We start from the raw sequence: 17,148 nt of genomic DNA, 5'->3' as shown, positions 1-17,148 counted from the left end.
GCCGCCCCCTCATCGCACGACCCTCCCCGAAAGGTCCGGCTGCCGCATGCCCCGCCGCTCGTCCGCGGACATCACGCGCCGTGCGCTGCTCATCGGCCTCTCGGCCGGCGGTGGCGCCGCTGCGGGCTGGGTGTTGACAGAACGGCTGGGCTCGGGCCCCGAGCGCCCACGGCGCGGCCAGTCCGCGGAGTCGATCGCCGAGCGCCCGTACACGCCCCCCGAAGGCACGGTCCGGGTTCTCGAGCCCCGCCGCCACTTCTACGACGAGCCGGGCGACACGGACGGCCAGACGTTCGGCGACTTGTACCTGCCGGACTCTGCGAACCCGGCCCTGCCGGTGGTGGTGCTCATCCACGGTGGCGGATGGAAGGACGCGCTGGGGCTGACCTACCTCGAGAACCACGCCCGCGACCTGGCCTCGTTCGACGTGGCGGTGTGGAACATCGAGTACCGGCGGGTGGACTCGGGCGGCGGCTGGCCCACCACCGTCGCGGACGTCTGCCGGGCGGTGGACCACCTCACTGAGATCTCCGCCCTGACCGGGGACCGCCTGGACCTGTCCCGGGTCGTGGTCGCCGGCCACTCCGCCGGCGGCCACCTCGCCCTGTGGGTGGCCGGGCGGGCGCGCCTGCCCTCGTCGCTGCCGGGGGCGCGACCGACGGTCCCCGTGGCGGGGTGCGTCTCCCTGGCGGGGGTCGCCGACCTGCTCATGGCCGAGCGAGCGGGCGACCGCTATGTGCACGACCTGCTCGGAGGCGCGCCCGACGACCGGCGGCAGCGCTACGTGGACGCCTCCCCGACCTCGCACCTGCCCACCGGAGTCCCGGTGCTCTGCGCCCATGGTCGTGACGACAAGGTGGTACTCCCAGAACAGTCCGAGCACTACGTCCGGATGGCCCGACAGTCGGGCGACGACGCCCGGCTGATGATCCTGGACGGCGAGCACGATCCGTGGGGCGACATCTCCGGCGACGGGTGGCACCGCACCCGTGAACCCCTGCTGGCAATGGTGCGCACTCCCCGGGCCCCGGCTGAACCGCCGGTCAGCCCCGCTCGACCGTGATCAACCCTGCTCGACCGTGACCCGCTCCGGGCGGCGGCAGGGGTGCAGATCGGAGGGGCCCGGGCCGGTGCTCACGTGGTGTAGTCGGCGTTGATCGCGATGTACTCGCGGGTGAGGTCGCAGCCGTAGACCGTGCACGCGCCGTCGGCCACACCCAGGTCGACCGCGATGGTGACGTTCTCCGCCCGCATGATCTCGGTGAGCCGGGCGAGCTCGGCCTCGCCGGGAAAGGCGGGGTAGGTCTCGAGGTCGCCAAAGACGATGCGGACACGCTCCGGGTCGATGTCCGTGTCCTCGTGACACTTGCCGATCGCCATGGCCACCCGGCCCCAGTTGGGGTCCGCGCCGTGCACCGCGGTCTTGACCAGCGGCGAGTTGAGGATCGCCTTGGCCACCCGCTTGGCCTGGTCGCGGTCCCGGCCGCCGGTGACCTCCACGGTGAGCAGCTTGGTGGCGCCCTCGCCGTCGCGGGCGAGCTGCCGGGTGAGGTCCAGGCAGACCGACTCGAGCGCCTCCCGCAGCACGGCCGGCTCCACCGGGCCGGCCGCGCCGCTGGCCAGCGCGACCGCGGTGTCCGACGTCGAGGTGTCGGTGTCCACGGACAGGCAGTTGAAGGTCTCGTCGACCGCGCCCCGGAACGCGGCGTCCAGCTCGTCGGACCCGACCGCGGCGTCGGTGAGCACCACCGCGATCATCGTGGCCATGTCGGGCTCGATCATCCCGACGCCCTTGGCGATGCCCACCACCCGGGCGGTGCCGCCGTCCGTCGTCGGGACCTCGACGGCCGCCGTCTTGGGGTGTGTGTCCGTGGTCATCATGGCGGCGGCCAGGGCGAGCGCGTCGGCATCGAACTCCGCCTCGGCCAGCCCGTCGAGGTGCGTACGCAGCAGGTCCATGGGGTACTGCCGGCCGATCACGCCGGTCGAGGCGAGGAGCAGCTCGGCCGGCTCTGCGCCCACCGCGGCCGCCGCCCGGTCGAGCACCTCGCGCGCATTGGCCATGCCCTGCTCGCCGGTGGCGACGTTGGCGTTCTTGGCCACCACCACGATCCCGCGTGCCCGGCCCGCGGCAGCGTTCTCGCGACTGAGCACCACCGAGGGGCCGGCGAAGAGGGAGCGGGTGAAGACGGCGGAGGAGGCCACGGCCGGGCCGTCGGCGAGGACGACGACGACATCGTCACCTTCCTCACGCAGACCTGCGGCGCCGGCGTGGGCTCGGAAGCCGGCCGGCAGTGGGGCGGTCGCGGGTGAGGTGGGCGGGTGCGCAGTCATACGACCATTGTCCCCCGGGGACCCGGCAGGCGGCGCGGAAGGCCGATGCGCACGCTGTGCACACGCGGATTCCGGAATGTGACATGCACCATACACGTTCGGCTCCGGCCCGACTACCTGCGCCAATAGTGATCACCACGCACGAGAAGGGGTGTCCGGCGCCCCCCCGGGGTGGAAATGTCGGACATCCGACGTAACGTTCCACTGCGAGTCCAAGATGTACTTCACGAGTCCATCACGGACCGCACAAGTAAGCGGCGCAGACGCGTCGTCACTCGAGTGAAAGGATCACTACCATGATCAGCGACATCTTCAACGGCATCGTTGCGTTCATCAACCAGATCGGCGGGGTCGGCTCCACCGCTGCCAAGGACGGCTTCGCCGCTGTGGCCGGCTCGCTCGGCAACATCTTCGGCTGATCCGGCCTGGGCACCTACGCCCAGCAGTGTGATCTCGACGCCGGTATCCTTCTTCGGACGGATACCGGCGTCGTGCATTTCCGACAACGCGGAACCAGTGTTTGTCGACGCCGGTCATCGCGCTACTGTCTGGCCCATGCAGCTCGACGTCTCCCGCCACGTCAACGCCAACCCGGACACCGTGTGGTCGGTACTCACCGACATCCCGAACGCGCCCCGGACGCTGTCCGGCGTCCTGTCCGTCGAGATCCTCACCGCCGTGCCCTACGAGCCCGGCCTCCGCTGGCGCGAGACGCGGAAGATGTTCGGCATGAAGGCCACCGAGGAGATGATGGTGACCGTGGCTGAGCCGCCCCACACCACCACGATCGTGGCCGAGAACGGCGGCACCGAGTACACGACCGTCTTCACCGTGACCCCCGACGCCGAGGGCGGCTCCACCCTCCGCATGACGTTCGCCGCCGAGACCGCCCACGCGCCCGCCGCGGCGCGGGTGGCGACGGCGCTGTTCGGCGGGATCGCCAAGAATGCCTCGCGCAAGGCGATCGAGCAGGACCTCGCCGACATCGCGGCCGAGGCCGAACGCCGCGCCGGCTGAGGCTCCCGCCGGGATCAGCCGCGGGCGCCGTCCCAGAGCTCGGCCACGACCTCGGCGGCGGGCCGGTCGGCGTAGGCGTCCGCCTCGCGCCACGCCGAGCCCGCCCACAGCGGCGGAATGTCCCTGTCCCCGGCCTGCGCGGCGGCCCGGCGCATCGGTCCGGTGAGCACGTGCAGGTGCGGATACGCGGCGGGCGCGATCGGGTCGTACCGCGCCACGAAGTCGTTGACCAGCGCCCGCGCGTAGCGGCCCGTGTAACAGCGGGTGGGTCGCGATTCGCCGAACCGCGGGTCCCCGAGCGCCGCCCGGTGCAGCGTCGACGTCCCGGCCTCCGGCGTACGCAGGAGCACGGTGCCCAGCTGGACGCCGTCCGCGCCCGCCTCGAGCGCGGCCGCGACCGCCTGCGACGAGCAGATCCCGCCCGCGGCCACGAACGGCACCTCCGGCAGGGCCGCGCGGACCGCCCCGACCAGCTCGACGGTCGTGGCGCCGTCGGGGGTCTCGCCGATCGTCGTGGTGGACCGGTGCCCGCCCGCCTCGGCGCTCTGCACCGACAGCCAGTCGGCGCCGGCCGCGACGGCGCGCCGGGCGTCCTCGACGGTCGCCACCGTCACCACCACCGCCGTACCGGCCGCCTGCAGGGCGCGGACCGTGTCGGGGTCGGGGATGCCAAAGGTAAAGGAGACGACGGCGACGGGGTCCGCCACGAGCGCGGCGAGGGTCGCCTCCTGGTCGAAGTCGGAGAACTCCGGGTTCTCGGCAAGCGTGATGCCCAACCGTTCGGCAACGGGCGTCAGCGCCTCCGCGTAGCGGGCGAGCGCACCCGGGTCGGCAGCCAGGGCGGCGTCGCTGTCCGCCCGGTCGACGAGAAACACGTTGACGCCGAACGGCGCGTCCGTCGCGGCCCGCACGCGCGCGATCTCCTCGCGGGTGGCGGCGGCGTCGAGGTAGCCCGAGCCGATCATCCCGAGCCCGCCCGCCTCGGCGACGGCGGCGATGAGCTCCGGCGTCGTGGGGCCGCCCGCCATCGGGGCGCCGATGACGGCGCGGCGCAGGTCGGCGGGTCGGAGCCGGGACGACGGGCCGGCGGTCGGGTTTTCGGTCGGGCGGTCGGTCATGCCTCCGACGCTACGCCCGGCGGCACGGCCCGGCGACGGGTGGCGGCGTAGACGAGGCCGCCGATCGCAAAGACGACCAGACCGCCGACCACCGACTGCCACGGCAGGCTGCCGGCCACGGCCACGCAGCCCACGGCCCCGAGCACGGGCACCCAGGCGGGCAGGCGCCGCTCTTCGCGGCCGAGCCGCAGCGCCGCCGAGTTGGCCACGAGGTAGTAGATGAGCACCGCGAACGAGGAGAATCCGATCGCCTGCCGCACGTCGGCCACCAGCACGACGCCGGCCACGATCACGCCCACGACGATCTCCGCCACGTACGGCGTCCGCGCGGTGGCGTGGACCGTGGCCAGCACGCCGGGCAGGTGGCGGTCCCGGGCCATGGCTAGGGTGGTGCGCGAGACGCCGAGGATCCCCGCGAGCAGCGCGCCCAGCGCCGCGACACCGGCCGCGACCCGCACGACCGGCGACAGCGCGCCGCCGGCGATCTGCTCGGCCGCCTCGAGCACCGGCGCCTCGCCCGCGGCGACGCCGCCCACCCCGAGGACGTGGATCGTGGTGGCCAGGACGGCGGCGTAGACGGCGATCACGATCGTCAGCGCCACCACGACGGCCTTGGGGATAGTCCGCTCCGGCTCGCGTACCTCCTCGCCCATCGTGGCGATGCGGGCGTAGCCGGCAAAGGCGAAGAAGCAGAACCCGGCGCCGCCCAGGACGCCGAGCAGGCGGGCGGGCCAGCCCTCGCCGTCGACGCTGGGCGCGGCGAACGGGGTCTCGGGGGCCTCGACCGGGCCCACCCACGCCGTCACCACGACCACGGCCAGCACCACGAGCACGATCGCCACCAGGACCTTCGCGGCGGCGGCCGACCGCTGTACGCCGAGCACGTTGAGCACCGTGAGCACGAGCACCGAGGCGGCGGCCACGACGTTGGCGTGGGCCGGCCAGATGTACAGGCCCGCGGTGAGCGCCATGGCGGCGGCCGAGGCGGTCTTGCCCACGACAAAGCCCCAACCGGCGAGGAATCCGGGCAGGGGCCCCAGGAGCTCGCGGCCGTAGACGTAGGTGCCGCCCGCGGAGGGGAAGCGGGCGGCGAGGCGGGCGGAGGACAGGGCGTTGCACGCGGCCACGACGGCGGCCACGGCCAGCGCCGCCCAGACGAGCGAGCCGGCGCGGTCCGCGGCGGGGGCAAAGGCCACAAAGACGCCGGCACCGACCATGGCGCCCAGGCCCACCACGACGGCGTCGGTGAGCCCCAGACTGCGGGCGAGCGAGTTGGTCACGCGCCCGACGCTGGCACGACCGGATGACGAGAAGGTGAACGCTGCGGCGGGGGTGCGGACCGGCGGGACGACTACCATCGTTTCTCGTGCACCTTAGACGTCGGTTCGGGCTGACGGCCTCCGCCCTCGTGGCCACCGTCGCCCTCGCCGCGTGCGGCTCGGACGGGTCCCCCACCGGCGGCGACGCCCCGCACGACGCTCCGGCCGCGGGACCCGCCGCGACCGCCCCCGCGGGCGACACCCCCGCACACGCCGCCCCGGCTCCCCCGTGCGAGTCCCCGCTCGACTCGCTCACGCAGCGGGAGCGCATCGCGCAGCTGTTCACCGTGGGCGTGAGCTCCATGGCGGACGCCCGCCGGGCGGTGCTCGAGACCCGGGTGGGCGGCATCTTCCTGGGCGGTGGCGTCGTGGGGGAGGTGGTCTCCGGGGACGGGCTGGCCCGGCTCAAGCAGGACTCGCCGCTTCCGCTACTCGTGGCGATCGACGAGGAGGGCGGCCGGGTCTCGCGGGTCTCGCCGTACGCCGGCCCGCTCCCCTCGGCGCGCGTCATGGCCGCCACGATGAGCCCCGAGGAGGTCCGGGCCGCGGCGCGGGCGCGCGGCGAATTCCTCGCGGGGATGGGCGTGACCGTGGACTTCGCCCCCTCCGTGGACGTCTCCGACCAGCCGGACGGTGCCGTGATCGGCGACCGCTCCTTCTCCCCCGACCCGGATCAGGTGATCCGCTACGCGCGCGCCTTCTCGCAGGGTCTGCTCGATTCCGGGGTGACCCCGGTGTTCAAGCACTTCCCCGGGCACGGGCGGTCCTCGGGGGACAGCCACCACGAGTCGGTGTCCGTCCCGCCGCTGGACCACCTGGTCCCCCACGACCTGCGGCCGTTCGCCGAGCTCGCCAGCACCCCGGGCGCCGGCATGATGGTCGGCCACCCCCGTGTACCGGGGCTCACCGGGGTCGACCGGCCGGCCTCCCTCTCCCCCGCCGCGTACCGCCTGCTGCGGGACGGCACCCCCTACGGGGCGTCGCCGTTCGACGGCGCGATCTTCACCGACGACCTCTCCGGAATGCGGGCCGTGACCGACGACTTCCCCCTGCCCCAGGCCGTGGTGGAGTCGCTCGTCGCGGGCGCCGACTCCCCGCTGTGGATCTCCACCGCGCAGCTCGGCCAGGCCCTCGACGCGGTAGAGCGCGCCGTGGCGGACGGCTACCTCACGCGGGAGCGGCTCGACGCCTCACTCGCCCGGATGGCGCGCCTGCGCGGCGTCCCCGGGTGCGTGGGCGCGCCGACCTCCGGCGGGGTGCCGGGGGCCGGGGCCCTCGGCGGCACCGACCTCGCGACCGGCCGCCCCCCGGCGCTCGGTCTCCCGCACCTGCCGGGCTGACGGAGTATCACCGCGGGCTCTCCCACACCCCCGACGAGCCGCGCCGGTGCGAGCCCACCAGGTGGGTGTCCACCACGCCGACGGCCTCCATGAGCGCGAACACGGTCACAGGCCCCACGAAGCGGAACCCGCGCCGCTTGAGCTCGGCGGCCAGCGCCTCGGATTCCGGCGACCGGCTCGGCACCTCGTCCACCGTCCGCGGCTCCGGGGTCCGCTCGGGCCGGTGCGACCAGATGAGCTGCGGCAGCCCGCCCTCGGCGCGCAGGTCCACGGTCGCGCGGGCGTTGCCGATCGCAGCGTCGATCTTGCGGCGGTTCCGGATGATCCGGGCGTCGGCCATGAGCCGATCCACGTCCGGGGCGCCGAAGGCCGCCACCGCGTCGGGGTCGAACCCCGCGAACGCCTCCCGGAAGGCGGGCCGCTTGCGTAGGATGGTGGCCCAGCTCAGGCCGGCCTGGAAACCCTCGAGGACGAGCCGCTCGAACAGCTCGGCCTCCCCGTGGACCGGCATCCCCCACTCCGTGTCGTAGTACTCCCGCAGCAGCGGGTCCCGCGCCGCCCACGGCGGGCGCCGCAGCCCGTCCTCGCAGAGCACCGTGCCGTCCGTCTCGCTCATCTCTCCCCCTCGCCTCGATCGACCACCTGTTCGAATAGTCGGCCGGACTGTAGCGCGCGACTCGGACACCGGCTCAGACGACGCCGGTGAGCTGCAGGATCCGCACCGCCGCGAGCAGCAGGAGCGCCACACCCACGGCCAGCGTGAGCACGCGTCCGGCGACGCGGCCACGGGCGAGGAAGCGGTTGATCTTCTCGGTGGCCGCGGCGACGCCGGCCGCGCGCACGCGGGCAAGGGTGGCGATGAGCGCGGCGCTCGGCAGGATCGCGATGACGGCAAAGAAGACGATCTGGAGGAGCTTGGCCCACCACGGTTCGTCGGCAAAGGAGATGAGCACCATGCCGGCGGCGAACGGCGCCGAGGTCCCGGACTGGATCACCCCCAGCGAGACGCCGGTGGCGGCGATGCCGAAGCGCTGCAGCACCGATGTCGCCAGCGGCGCATCGACCTCCTCCTCCTTGGCCTCGGCAGGCCGGCGCAGGCCCATCACCGTGATGACCAGGCCGATCACGCCCAGCACCGCCATCGCCCACAGGTTGCCGAAGAGCCCGCGGACGAACTCCTGGTTGTTGCCGATGATCCACACCGACACCAAGGAGAGCAGCACGATGCCACAGAAGGCGCCGCCGGTGAACCGCACCGCGCGCGGGGCGAACTCCGGAGCCCGGCCCCCCGCCGCGAGCCAGAGCCCGGCGATCACGGCAAAGGCGAGCAGGTTGAGCGAGTCGATCGCCGCGAAGCCGAGCAGGCTGAGGTAGTACTGCACCTGCTCACCCCTCCCGGTCGCGTGGACGGTCGGCGCGCGGGATCGCGGGCCGTCGGCAGAACACTACCGGCGTGGACGCGGGGAGCGTCCGCTGCGGCGGCCGACGTCGTCGTCGCGCTCGTCGACCTCGTCGTCGTCCTCCTCCCCCGGGACCCACTCGTCCGGCCCCGGGCGGCCGAACACCGACCGGCCCCGGCGTAGGCGGAAATCGACCCCGCGGAAGCTCCAGCCGCGCATCGGCGCCGGCACGTGCCACTGGAGCTGCCACGCCACCATCCGGAAGGCGAAGGCGAACGTGGGGATTGCCACCGCCACCACCGGCCCCCAGATGTCCGAGGAGCCCCACACCTCCGTGGAGACGGCGAGCACGGTGAGCGCGGCACCGGTCGTCGCGGGGATCACGTAGAGGTCCGAGCCGTTGAACACCGCCGGGATCTCGTTGGCCACCACGTCGCGCATGAGCCCGCCGCCCGTCGCCGTGATCACGCCGAGCAGCAGTGCCGAGGCGACGGGCATGCCGTGGTCGAGAGCGCGGACCGTGCCGAACGTGCAGAACAGACCCAGTCCGCCGGCGTCGAAGCCCACGATGAGCAGCCGGACCCGGTGCAGATGCGGCCCCACGAGGTACACCACGGCGGCCGCGAGGAACGGGGGCACGAGGTAGACCGGCTCGGCGAGCGCGAGCGGGGTGACGCCGAGCAGGACGTCGCGGACGAGCCCGCCGCCCAGGCCCGCGAGCAGGCCCAGGACCAGGCCGCCGGTGATGTCGATGTTCTTGCGCGCGGCCAGCAGGTTCCCGGAGATCGCAAAGAAGAACACGCCCACCAGGTCCAGGGCCAGCAGCAGCGGAGGGATGTCCACGGGTCGGCCCCTACTCGGTGGGAACCGGGGCCGGGGTGGTGCGGCGGTGGTGACGGAGACGCACCGCGCGGAAGGTCCAGAGCTTGTTGACGACGAAGTTGATCGGCATCGTGATGATGATCGTCAACAGCTGGCCCCAGTACTCGCGGGAGTTGATCCCCGCGTCCTCGTGGAACAGCGGCTCCGGCAGGTACAGCGGCGAGGTGGGGTTGGTAAAGGCGAGTTTGACAAAGATGCCGGCGCCGGCCGCCACCGAGCCCACCAGCAGGAACGGCCAGAACTCGTGCCAGAACGGCGCCTTGTGGCCCCTGCCGAACGTCCAGTGCCGGTTGAGCAGGAAGTTGTAGAGGTTGGCCACGAGAAAGGCGACGATCCACACGAGGGTGGTGAACCGGAAGTTGTAGTCGGTCGAGCCGATGGGGAACAGGATGTTCTGGGCGTTCTGGGTGCCGCCGTTGGCCCGGTTCATGATGATCGTGACGATCATGTTGACGATCATCCCGGACCCGCCCACGATGCCGAACATGAGGAACTGTCGGGCGCTGTTGCGGTAGCGGCCGAGAGCGGACGGGGCCGGGTTCATCCGACCGAGTGTAGGCCCACCCGGGCCCGGATGGCCTATTCCGCGCCGTGGCCGGCGGGTACCCTTTCGGCCGGATCGGCGATCGGGCCGGGGGCGGTACCGTCGCCGAACGGCCGGCCACCCAGCTCCTCGCGGTGGTGGGCCGAGAGCAGCCCCCGCAGGTCCGGACCCTTGGGGACGACGCCGGTGGGGTTCACCTCGTGGTGCACCACGTAGTAGTGCGCCTTGATCTGCGGGAAGTCGCAGGTGTCGCCGAAGCCGGGGGTCTGGAACAGGTCGCGCAGGTACCCCCACAGGGCGGGCATCTCGGTGATCTTGGAGCGGTTGGCCTTGAAGTGGCCGTGATAGACGGCGTCGAAGCGCACGAGGGTGGTGAACAGCCGGATGTCGGCGGCCGTGATGGTGTCGCCCACGAGGTAGCGGCGGGTGGCCAGGCGCTCCTCGAGCCGGTCGAGGGAGGCCCACAGTTCGTCGTAGGCCTGCTCGTAGGCCCCCTGGTCGGAGGCGAACCCGCAGCGGTACACGCCGTTGTTGACCGTGGGGTAGATCCACGAGTCCAGCTCGTCGATCTCGTCGCGATGCTCGGCGGGGTAGAGGTCCGGCGCGCCGTCGCGGTGGAAGGCGGTCCACTCGGTGCAGAGGTCAACGTTGAGCTTCTGGAAGGCGTTGGTCACCACGGCCCTGGTGGGCACGTCCACCAGCGCCGGAACCGTTATCCCGCGCGGGTACTCGGGGATGCGGTTGAAGTACGCCTCCTGCAGGCGCTCGAGCCCGGTGACCGGGTCGCGACCGTCGGGGTCGAGGTCGAAGGTCCACGAGTTGATGTCGTGCGTCGGGCCGGCCAGGCCCATCGAGATGGCACCCTCGAGCCCGAGCAGGCGGCGCGTGATGATCGAGCGGCTGGCCCACGGGCACGCGCGGGCCACCATGAGCCGATAGCGGCCGGCCTCCACGGGCCAGCGCATCTCGCCGATCTTCTCGCCCACCGGGCCCGAGCCCGGCTCGAGACCCGCGACCACGCGGTCGTCGATGTAGGTGGCGTCGCGGACGAACTCGCCGTCGGTCGACGCGTTGCGGGCGGGGACGAAGTCCGTGTCGGTCGACATGGCGTGCTCCTTCGCTCGGTCTCGGGTTTGAGGACACATCACCTGGTTGATACGTCACCAATATACGCCGTGGTCGGGGTTCCCGCCACCCCTCACGCCGCCGTGCCCCGCGGTCCGCGCTGTGCCACCCTGGGGCGCGCTGTGCCACCCTGGGCGCATGGACTCCGCGCACGTCGACGACGTCCCCCTCCGCTACGCCGAGTTCGCGCAGTACGAGGTCCGCGACCGCACCCCGGTCTACCTCGCCTGGGCCCGCGGCGTCGCCGACGACCCCGCCACCTGCGAACTCATCGCCTCGCTCCCGCGCATCAAGCGCCAGCCCGTGTTGGTGTTCGCCGCCGCCCGCCACGTCGGCGCGCCCGAGACCGAGGACTACGCCGAGTTCCGGGACTTCCTCCATGCGCGCTGGGACGAGGTCGCCCACGTCGCCCGCACCCACTCCACGCAGACCAACGAGGCCAAGCGCTGCGCCGTGCTCCTGCCCTTCCTCGCGATGCTGCGCCGCCCGCTGTCGTTGATCGAGGTGGGTGCCGCCGCCGGCCTCTGCCTGTACCCGGACCGGTACGCCTACCGCTACACCCTGGACGACGGCGAGGTGCGCGACCTCCGCCCGTCCTCCGTCGCCGCGGCCGGCGTCGAACGCACCCCCGTCCTGGGCTGCTCGCTCCGCGACGGCATCCCCGTCCCGGCCGCCTTGCCCGAGGTGCTGCACCGCGGCGGCGTGGACCTGGCCCCCATCGATCCGGCCGACCCCGAGTCCCGCGCCTGGCTGCGCAGCCTCGTCTGGCCCGGCCAGCAGGCCGAGCGCGTGCCGCGCTTGGACGCAGCCCTCGACATCGCGGCCGCCGACCCACCGCACGTCCTGCAGGGCGACCTGGTCGACCGCGTCGCCGGCGCCGTGGACGCCGCCCGCGCCGCCGCCCCCGACGCCACCCCGGTCGTCTTCCACACCGCGGTGCTCGGCTACCTCGAGTCGCCCGCCCGCGCCGAGTTCGTCCGCCGTGTCCAGACGCTCGTCCGGGACGCCGGAGCCGTGTGGATCTCCGTGGAGGGCGTGACCCTCCTGCCGGACGTCGCCTCGCAGGTCCCCGCGGCGATCCGTCGACACAAGGGCATCTTCGTCGTCGCCGTCAACGGCCGGCCGCTCGCCACCGCCCACGGCCACGGCGACTGGGTCCGCGCACTCGAACCGGACTGAGGCCGCGCCCGGCAGGCCCCCCGCCCGCCGCGCGCCCGGCAGTACCCCGGTTGCGCATCATCATGGTCGCCCGGACGCCCGGGTGTGCATCCGTTCGGTCACCACGATGAAGCACAACCCCCGGGTCGTGCGACATAACGGAAGCGCAACCCGGGGGGGGGGGCTGCGGCGTCCGCGACACCGGCCGGACAGACTGGCGGCCGGGCAGACTGGCGGCCGTGACCTCTTCTGCAGCCGCGCCCACATCCGCAACCCCGCCCCTGACGATCGTCGTGCTCCACGCCCATCCCGACGACGAGACCTCCCAGACCGCCGGGTTGATGGCCCTCGCGGCGCGGGCCGGCCACCGCGTCGTCGTGGTGTTCGCGACCGACGGCGACCACGGCCAGCGTCCCGAGGACCTCGGCCCGGACGGCGACCTCGTGGAGCACCGGCGTGGCGAGGCGCGGTGCTCGGCACGCGTCCTGGGCACGGCCCGCATCGACTGGTTGGGCTACCGCGACTCGGGAATGACCGGCTGGCCGCAGAACGACGACCCCCGCTGCCTGCACCGCGCGGACGTCGACGAGGCGGCGGGTCGGCTCGCGCGGATCCTCGACCGCGAGGACGCCGACGTGCTCATCGGCTACGACCACCACGGCATCTACGGCCACCCCGACCACATCGCGGTCCATCGGATCGGCGCCCGCGCGGTCGAGCTGGCAGCCCGCAGGCCACGGCTACTCGAGGCCACGCAGAACCAGGACGCGCAGGTCGCAATGCTGGGCCGGCCCGAGGTGAGCGAGCTGTTCGCCCAGTTCGCGGCCGCGGGCTCGGACGTGGCCGAGCTGCGCGAGATGATCCTCAAGGGTGACGACCGGCAGATCGTCGGCGTGCCCGAGGCCGACATCGCGTGGGCGATCGACCTGCCCGACGACGTGATCGCGCTCAAACGCGAGGCGATGGCCTGCCACGCCAGCCAGACCAGCGACATCGGCCTGATGCTCGCGCTGCCGGAGAACATTTACGCACTGGCGTTCGGCACCGAGTACCTGGTCGAGCCCGGAAGCGACCAGCCGATGCGCCGCGCCCGGCCGTTCTGACCGCGGCTGCCGGTGCCCGCTCAGCCCCGCGCGTCAGGGTGCCCGGCGAGCCAGCGGTCGAACGCCTCGGTGCCGCGGACCGGCTGGTCCTCGGTGAGCGGTACAGGGTTGTCGGCGTGGTAACCGTAGGCGTCAGGCGGCCGCCGCGGCGCGTGCCCGGCGCGGCCACACGGAGTAGCTCAGCGCCCACAGGACGTCCGCGGCGAGGACGATCCCCAGGACCCGGTACATCCCCGTGAGCGTCTCCGCTCGCTCCGGCTCGACGGCCGCCAGTCCCACGACCCGGAGCAGCACGCCCGCGATCAGCACGGCGACCAGCGTGCGCGCCGCACCCGCCCACTGGCGGGCGGCGTACTCGGCGCCGTGGAGGCGCGCGGGCCGCGCCGCCCCGTCGAACCGGTGTGCCGCCCAGCCGTCCGCCCAGGCGATGAGCCGGTGACCGTGCGCGAGCGAGAAGCCGATGTAGAGCGCGGCGAGCCCGTGCGCGAGTCCCGCGGTGGCGCCGGCACGGAGGTCCACCACCGTGGCGGCGAGGAGGACGAGGTCCACGACCGGGGTGGACGCGAGGAGCACCATCCCCACCCGCGGGCGGCGGAGCACATAGCGCGCGCCGAGTCCCGCGGCCAGCAGCACCCAGAATCCGATCTCGCACGCGACGATCACCCAGACGACGACGGACATCGACCCCACCTCTTTACCTAGTACGACTGTGCTACCAAAAACAAAGTAGCACGGCTGTACTACCATGGCCACATGCCCAGGAAGATCGATCAGAACGCCCGGCGTGAGGAGATCGCGGAAGCCGTGTGGTCCGTCATCGTCGAGGAGGGCGTCGCCGCAGTGTCGGTCCGCTCGGTGGCCGCCCGCGCCGAGATCGCCGTCGGTTCGCTCCGCCACGTGTTCCCCACGCGTGACGAGCTCGTGGAGTTCTCGGCCGAGCTCATGATCCTGCGGACGACCGAGCGGCTCCGGTCGCTGCCCGCGTCGGACGACCCGGTCCGGTACGCCCTGGACGTGTGCACCGCCCTGCTCCCCCTCGACGCGGACAGCCGGGCCGAGGTCATGGTCAACCTCGCGCTCATCGCCGAGGCTCCCGCGATCCCCCGCCTCGCGGAGATCCGCGACGACGCCCACCGCCAGCTCCGCGAGCTGTGCCGCACCCTCGTCGGCTTCCTCCGCGGCACCGGGCCGGAGGCGGTCGACGACATCGCGGCCGACCGCCTCCACGCCCTCGTCGACGGACTGGCCCTCCACCTGCTCACAACAGAGCAGGACGCCGACAGCCGGTGGGCTGTCGACGTCCTGCGCAGGGAACTCGAGGCGACCGCTGCCGGTCGCTGACCCCGTTACTTGACGCGCTTCACCGAGCCGTCGTCCTGCAACTCGAGTAGGGGGTAGACGCCGTTCTCGTCGTGGTTCTCGTCGCCGACGACCGGCGGGTTGAAGACGCAGAGCATCTGCATCTCCTCCTCCACGATCACCTGGTGCTTCTCGTGCCCGTCGAGCAGGTACATCGACCCGGCCTCGAGCGGGTACTCCTTGTTGTTGGTCAGATCGCGGAGCGTGCCCTTGCCCCGGGTCAGCCAGACGGCCTCGATGTGGTTGGCGTAGTGGAAGTCATTGGTCGTGCCGGCGGCGATGGTGGTCTCGTGGAACGAGAACCCCACGCGGTCGTCGGCCAGGACGATGCGCTTGGACTCCCAGTTGCCGTTGTTGCCCTTGATGTGGCGGTCGGTGTCGGTGATCTCGGCGGTGGTACGGACGATCATGCGATACTCCTCTTCAGATGTAGCGGCCGGGGCTCAGGACTCGTACTGCGAGGACAGGACGTGGTCCACGGCCTCGTAGCAGATCTCGATGCCGCGGTCGCGCTCGGCGTCCGAGAGCGTGAGCGGGGCGAGGAACTTGACCACCTCGTCGCTCGGGCCGGCCGTCTCCACGAGGAGCTTGTTGTCGAAGCAGCGCTGCATGACCTTCTCGGCGAATTCGGGGTTCTGCAGAAACGCGATGCCGAAGGCCATGCCGCGGCCGCGCAACTCGAGCTGGTCCGGGTACTTGTAGACCAGCGGCGCGAACTTCTCGCGCAGCACGCGGCCGTTCTCGAGGGTGCGCAGCTGGAGGGCGTCGTCCTTCCAGAACGTGCGCAGCGCGACCTCGGCGGTCACAAAGGCCAGGTTGTTGCCGCGGAACGTGCCGTTGTGCTCGCCCGGGGTCCACTCGTCGAGGTCGGAGCGGAACAGGGTGAGCGCGAGCGGCAGGCCGTAGCCGCCGATCGACTTGGACAGCGTGACGATGTCCGGCTTGATGCCCGCGAACTCGAAGGAGAAGAACTCGCCGGTGCGGCCGCAGCCCATCTGGACGTCGTCCACGATGAGCAGGATGTCGTGGCGGTCGCACAGCTCGCGCAGCGCCTGCAGCCACTCGGCGCGCGCGGCGTTGATGCCGCCCTCGCCCTGGACGCACTCCACGATGACGGCGGCCGGGCGGTTCATGCCCGAGCCCGAGTCCTCGAGGACGCGATCCATCCACTGGAAGTCCTCGGTGACGCCGCCGAAGTAGTTGTCGTACGGCATCGGCGTGGCGTGCACCAGCGGGACGCCGGCGCCGGCGCGCTTCATCGAGTTACCGGTCACCGAGAGCGACCCGAGGGTCATGCCGTGGAAGGAGTTGGTGAAGTTGAGCACAGCCTCGCGGCCGGTCACCTTGCGGGCCAGCTTGAGCGCTGACTCGACGGCGTTGGTGCCGGTGGGCCCGGGGAACATGACCTTGTAGTCCAGGCCGCGCGGCTCGAGGATCGTCGAGGTGAACGTCTCGAGGAAGCGGCGCTTGGCCACGGTGAACTTGTCGAGCGAGTGGCTGATGCCGTCGCGCGCGATGTAGTCGAGCAGCGCGGTCTTCATCCCCTCGTCGTTGTGGCCGTAGTTCAGGGCGCCGGCGCCGCCGAAGAAGTCGAGGTACTCCTCGCCGTCGACGGTCTTGAGGGTGGCGCCCTTCGCCGTGTCGAACACCACCGGCCAGTTGCGCGAGTAGCTGCGCACCTCGGACTCACGCTCGGTGAAGATCGTGGTGTCCATGCTGTCGTCCGGCGTTCCGTTGATCTCGATGGTGGGATCCATGGAGGCGTCGTTGGTGTGGACGGTCATTGTGATCACTTCCGTATATCGGTGGAAATTCGGGGTGACCCGCCGGGGTCACGCGATGGTGTAGAGGTCCTCGGGCTCGTGGCCCTCCCCCAGGAGGTCGGCGGAGAGGTAGTCCTCGCTGCTCAGGGTCATGCCCCGGTCGCGGGCGACGGCACCGAAGGTGCGCTGCGAGGCCTCGTTGTCCGGGCTGATGGTGGTGCGCAGTCTCACCACCCCGCGCTCGGCCAGGCGGTCGAGCAGCGCGTGGAGCATGCGGGCCGCCAGGCCCTTGCCCCGCTGGTCGGCGTCCACGCCGACCTGCCAGACGAAGATCGAGTCCGGCTCGGACGGCCGGAGAAAACCGGTGACGAAGCCGACGACCCGGCCCTCGGACTCGACCACCACGGACGAGCCGGCGAACTCGGCGCCCCACAACACGTAGGCGTACGAGGAGTTGAGGTCCAGGACGCCGCTGTCGCGGGCGATCTCCCACATCCGCTGGCCGTCGGCCGCGGTCGGCTCGCGGAACACCGGAGTCTCACCGGCGTTCTCGGGGGAAGGATGGGTACGGGGTACTTCTCGTTCTCCTGGGCTCATAAGCATCTCCCACCGTAGGTCATCCTCACCCGCACGAACATCCGTACCGGAGAAACGGGTGGTGAAACCCTGTCGAGTCCGCAGGTGGC

At 72.1% G+C, this 17,148-nt stretch carries 19 protein-coding genes; 7 read left to right on the top strand and 12 right to left on the bottom strand.

The features are described 5' to 3' along the window. The first annotated feature begins 46 nt into the window (after positions 1-46). On the top strand, positions 47-1,063 hold the full coding sequence (locus tag ACH0BZ_RS05720; protein WP_406897012.1) for an alpha/beta hydrolase family protein: 1,017 nt from the start codon (positions 47-49) through the stop codon (positions 1,061-1,063). A gap of 71 nt (positions 1,064-1,134) precedes the next feature. Here ACH0BZ_RS05720 and argJ read toward each other — a convergent pair whose 3' ends face one another. Continuing rightward, positions 1,135-2,334, bottom strand: a complete 1,200-nt coding sequence (gene argJ / locus ACH0BZ_RS05715) for a bifunctional glutamate N-acetyltransferase/amino-acid acetyltransferase ArgJ (RefSeq protein WP_406897011.1) — start codon at positions 2,332-2,334, stop codon at positions 1,135-1,137. Between the two features lie 296 nt (positions 2,335-2,630). On the opposite strand from argJ, the gene ACH0BZ_RS05710 reads away from it, so the two are divergent. Both ACH0BZ_RS05710 and ACH0BZ_RS05705 read left to right on the top strand, forming a co-directional pair. Continuing rightward, positions 2,631-2,753, top strand: coding sequence for a hypothetical protein (locus tag ACH0BZ_RS05710; RefSeq protein ID WP_406897010.1), 123 nt, complete (start codon positions 2,631-2,633; stop codon positions 2,751-2,753). Positions 2,754-2,889: 136 nt separating this feature from the next. Next, positions 2,890-3,351, top strand: coding sequence for an SRPBCC family protein (locus ACH0BZ_RS05705; protein ID WP_406897009.1), 462 nt, complete (start codon positions 2,890-2,892; stop codon positions 3,349-3,351). A gap of 14 nt (positions 3,352-3,365) precedes the next feature. Here ACH0BZ_RS05705 and ACH0BZ_RS05700 read toward each other — a convergent pair whose 3' ends face one another. Both ACH0BZ_RS05700 and ACH0BZ_RS05695 read right to left on the bottom strand, forming a co-directional pair. Further along, the gene (locus ACH0BZ_RS05700; protein ID WP_406897008.1) at positions 3,366-4,469 is read right to left on the bottom strand and encodes an NAD(P)H-dependent flavin oxidoreductase; all 1,104 of its coding nucleotides are present in this window, start codon (positions 4,467-4,469) and stop codon (positions 3,366-3,368) included. Beyond that, complete coding sequence (locus ACH0BZ_RS05695) at positions 4,466-5,749, bottom strand: APC family permease (protein WP_406897007.1); 1,284 nt, start codon at positions 5,747-5,749, stop codon at positions 4,466-4,468. The genes ACH0BZ_RS05700 and ACH0BZ_RS05695 overlap by 4 nt, the downstream gene beginning before the upstream one ends. A gap of 86 nt (positions 5,750-5,835) precedes the next feature. Here ACH0BZ_RS05695 and ACH0BZ_RS05690 point away from each other — a divergent pair, with 86 nt between their 5' ends. Then, positions 5,836-7,128 (top strand): glycoside hydrolase family 3 N-terminal domain-containing protein, encoded by a 1,293-nt coding sequence (locus ACH0BZ_RS05690; RefSeq protein ID WP_406897006.1) that lies wholly within the window; start codon positions 5,836-5,838, stop codon positions 7,126-7,128. A 7-nt stretch (positions 7,129-7,135) separates the two neighbouring features. Here ACH0BZ_RS05690 and ACH0BZ_RS05685 read toward each other — a convergent pair whose 3' ends face one another. From ACH0BZ_RS05685 to ACH0BZ_RS05665, 5 genes are all read right to left on the bottom strand, one after another. Beyond that, on the bottom strand, positions 7,136-7,744 hold the full coding sequence (locus ACH0BZ_RS05685) for a DNA-3-methyladenine glycosylase I (RefSeq protein WP_406897005.1): 609 nt from the start codon (positions 7,742-7,744) through the stop codon (positions 7,136-7,138). A gap of 73 nt (positions 7,745-7,817) precedes the next feature. Continuing rightward, positions 7,818-8,510 (bottom strand): hypothetical protein, encoded by a 693-nt coding sequence (locus ACH0BZ_RS05680; protein WP_406897004.1) that lies wholly within the window; start codon positions 8,508-8,510, stop codon positions 7,818-7,820. Between the two features lie 63 nt (positions 8,511-8,573). Continuing rightward, positions 8,574-9,371 (bottom strand): trimeric intracellular cation channel family protein, encoded by a 798-nt coding sequence (locus ACH0BZ_RS05675; RefSeq protein ID WP_406897003.1) that lies wholly within the window; start codon positions 9,369-9,371, stop codon positions 8,574-8,576. 10 nt (positions 9,372-9,381) lie between these two features. Continuing rightward, entirely contained in the window at positions 9,382-9,954 is a 573-nt protein-coding gene (locus tag ACH0BZ_RS05670) for a GtrA family protein (RefSeq protein ID WP_406897002.1), read from the bottom strand. A 35-nt stretch (positions 9,955-9,989) separates the two neighbouring features. Further along, on the bottom strand, positions 9,990-11,060 hold the full coding sequence (locus ACH0BZ_RS05665; RefSeq protein ID WP_406897001.1) for a glutathione S-transferase family protein: 1,071 nt from the start codon (positions 11,058-11,060) through the stop codon (positions 9,990-9,992). Between the two features lie 157 nt (positions 11,061-11,217). On the opposite strand from ACH0BZ_RS05665, the gene ACH0BZ_RS05660 reads away from it, so the two are divergent. Beyond that, on the top strand, positions 11,218-12,258 hold the full coding sequence (locus tag ACH0BZ_RS05660; protein ID WP_406897000.1) for a DUF2332 family protein: 1,041 nt from the start codon (positions 11,218-11,220) through the stop codon (positions 12,256-12,258). A gap of 218 nt (positions 12,259-12,476) precedes the next feature. Continuing rightward, complete coding sequence (locus tag ACH0BZ_RS05655; RefSeq protein WP_406896999.1) at positions 12,477-13,340, top strand: PIG-L deacetylase family protein; 864 nt, start codon at positions 12,477-12,479, stop codon at positions 13,338-13,340. Positions 13,341-13,472: 132 nt separating this feature from the next. On the opposite strand, the gene ACH0BZ_RS05650 is transcribed toward ACH0BZ_RS05655, so the two are convergent. After that, on the bottom strand, positions 13,473-14,021 hold the full coding sequence (locus ACH0BZ_RS05650; RefSeq protein WP_406896998.1) for a hypothetical protein: 549 nt from the start codon (positions 14,019-14,021) through the stop codon (positions 13,473-13,475). Between the two features lie 72 nt (positions 14,022-14,093). Between ACH0BZ_RS05650 and ACH0BZ_RS05645 the strand changes: the two genes are divergently transcribed. Continuing rightward, positions 14,094-14,681 carry a TetR/AcrR family transcriptional regulator gene (locus ACH0BZ_RS05645; protein ID WP_406896997.1) on the top strand — a complete coding sequence of 196 codons (588 nt, stop codon included), beginning with the start codon at positions 14,094-14,096 and terminating at the stop codon, positions 14,679-14,681. Positions 14,682-14,686: 5 nt separating this feature from the next. Here the strand turns inward: ACH0BZ_RS05645 and ACH0BZ_RS05640 are convergent, their stop codons facing one another. The 3 genes from ACH0BZ_RS05640 to ectA form a co-directional block, all read right to left on the bottom strand. After that, the gene (locus tag ACH0BZ_RS05640; RefSeq protein WP_406896996.1) at positions 14,687-15,109 is read right to left on the bottom strand and encodes an ectoine synthase; all 423 of its coding nucleotides are present in this window, start codon (positions 15,107-15,109) and stop codon (positions 14,687-14,689) included. A gap of 33 nt (positions 15,110-15,142) precedes the next feature. Then, positions 15,143-16,456 (bottom strand): diaminobutyrate--2-oxoglutarate transaminase, encoded by a 1,314-nt coding sequence (ectB, locus tag ACH0BZ_RS05635; RefSeq protein ID WP_406897130.1) that lies wholly within the window; start codon positions 16,454-16,456, stop codon positions 15,143-15,145. Between the two features lie 75 nt (positions 16,457-16,531). After that, positions 16,532-17,059, bottom strand: a complete 528-nt coding sequence (gene ectA, locus ACH0BZ_RS05630) for a diaminobutyrate acetyltransferase (RefSeq protein WP_406896995.1) — start codon at positions 17,057-17,059, stop codon at positions 16,532-16,534. Positions 17,060-17,148: the final 89 nt, after the last annotated feature.

The sequence above is a fragment of the Dietzia sp. 179-F 9C3 NHS genome (assembly GCF_045369825.1).
Taxonomy (GTDB): Bacteria; Actinomycetota; Actinomycetes; order Mycobacteriales; family Mycobacteriaceae; genus Dietzia.
Note: the sequence above shows the minus strand (reverse complement) of the source record. Positions and strands in the feature narration are given on the sequence as shown.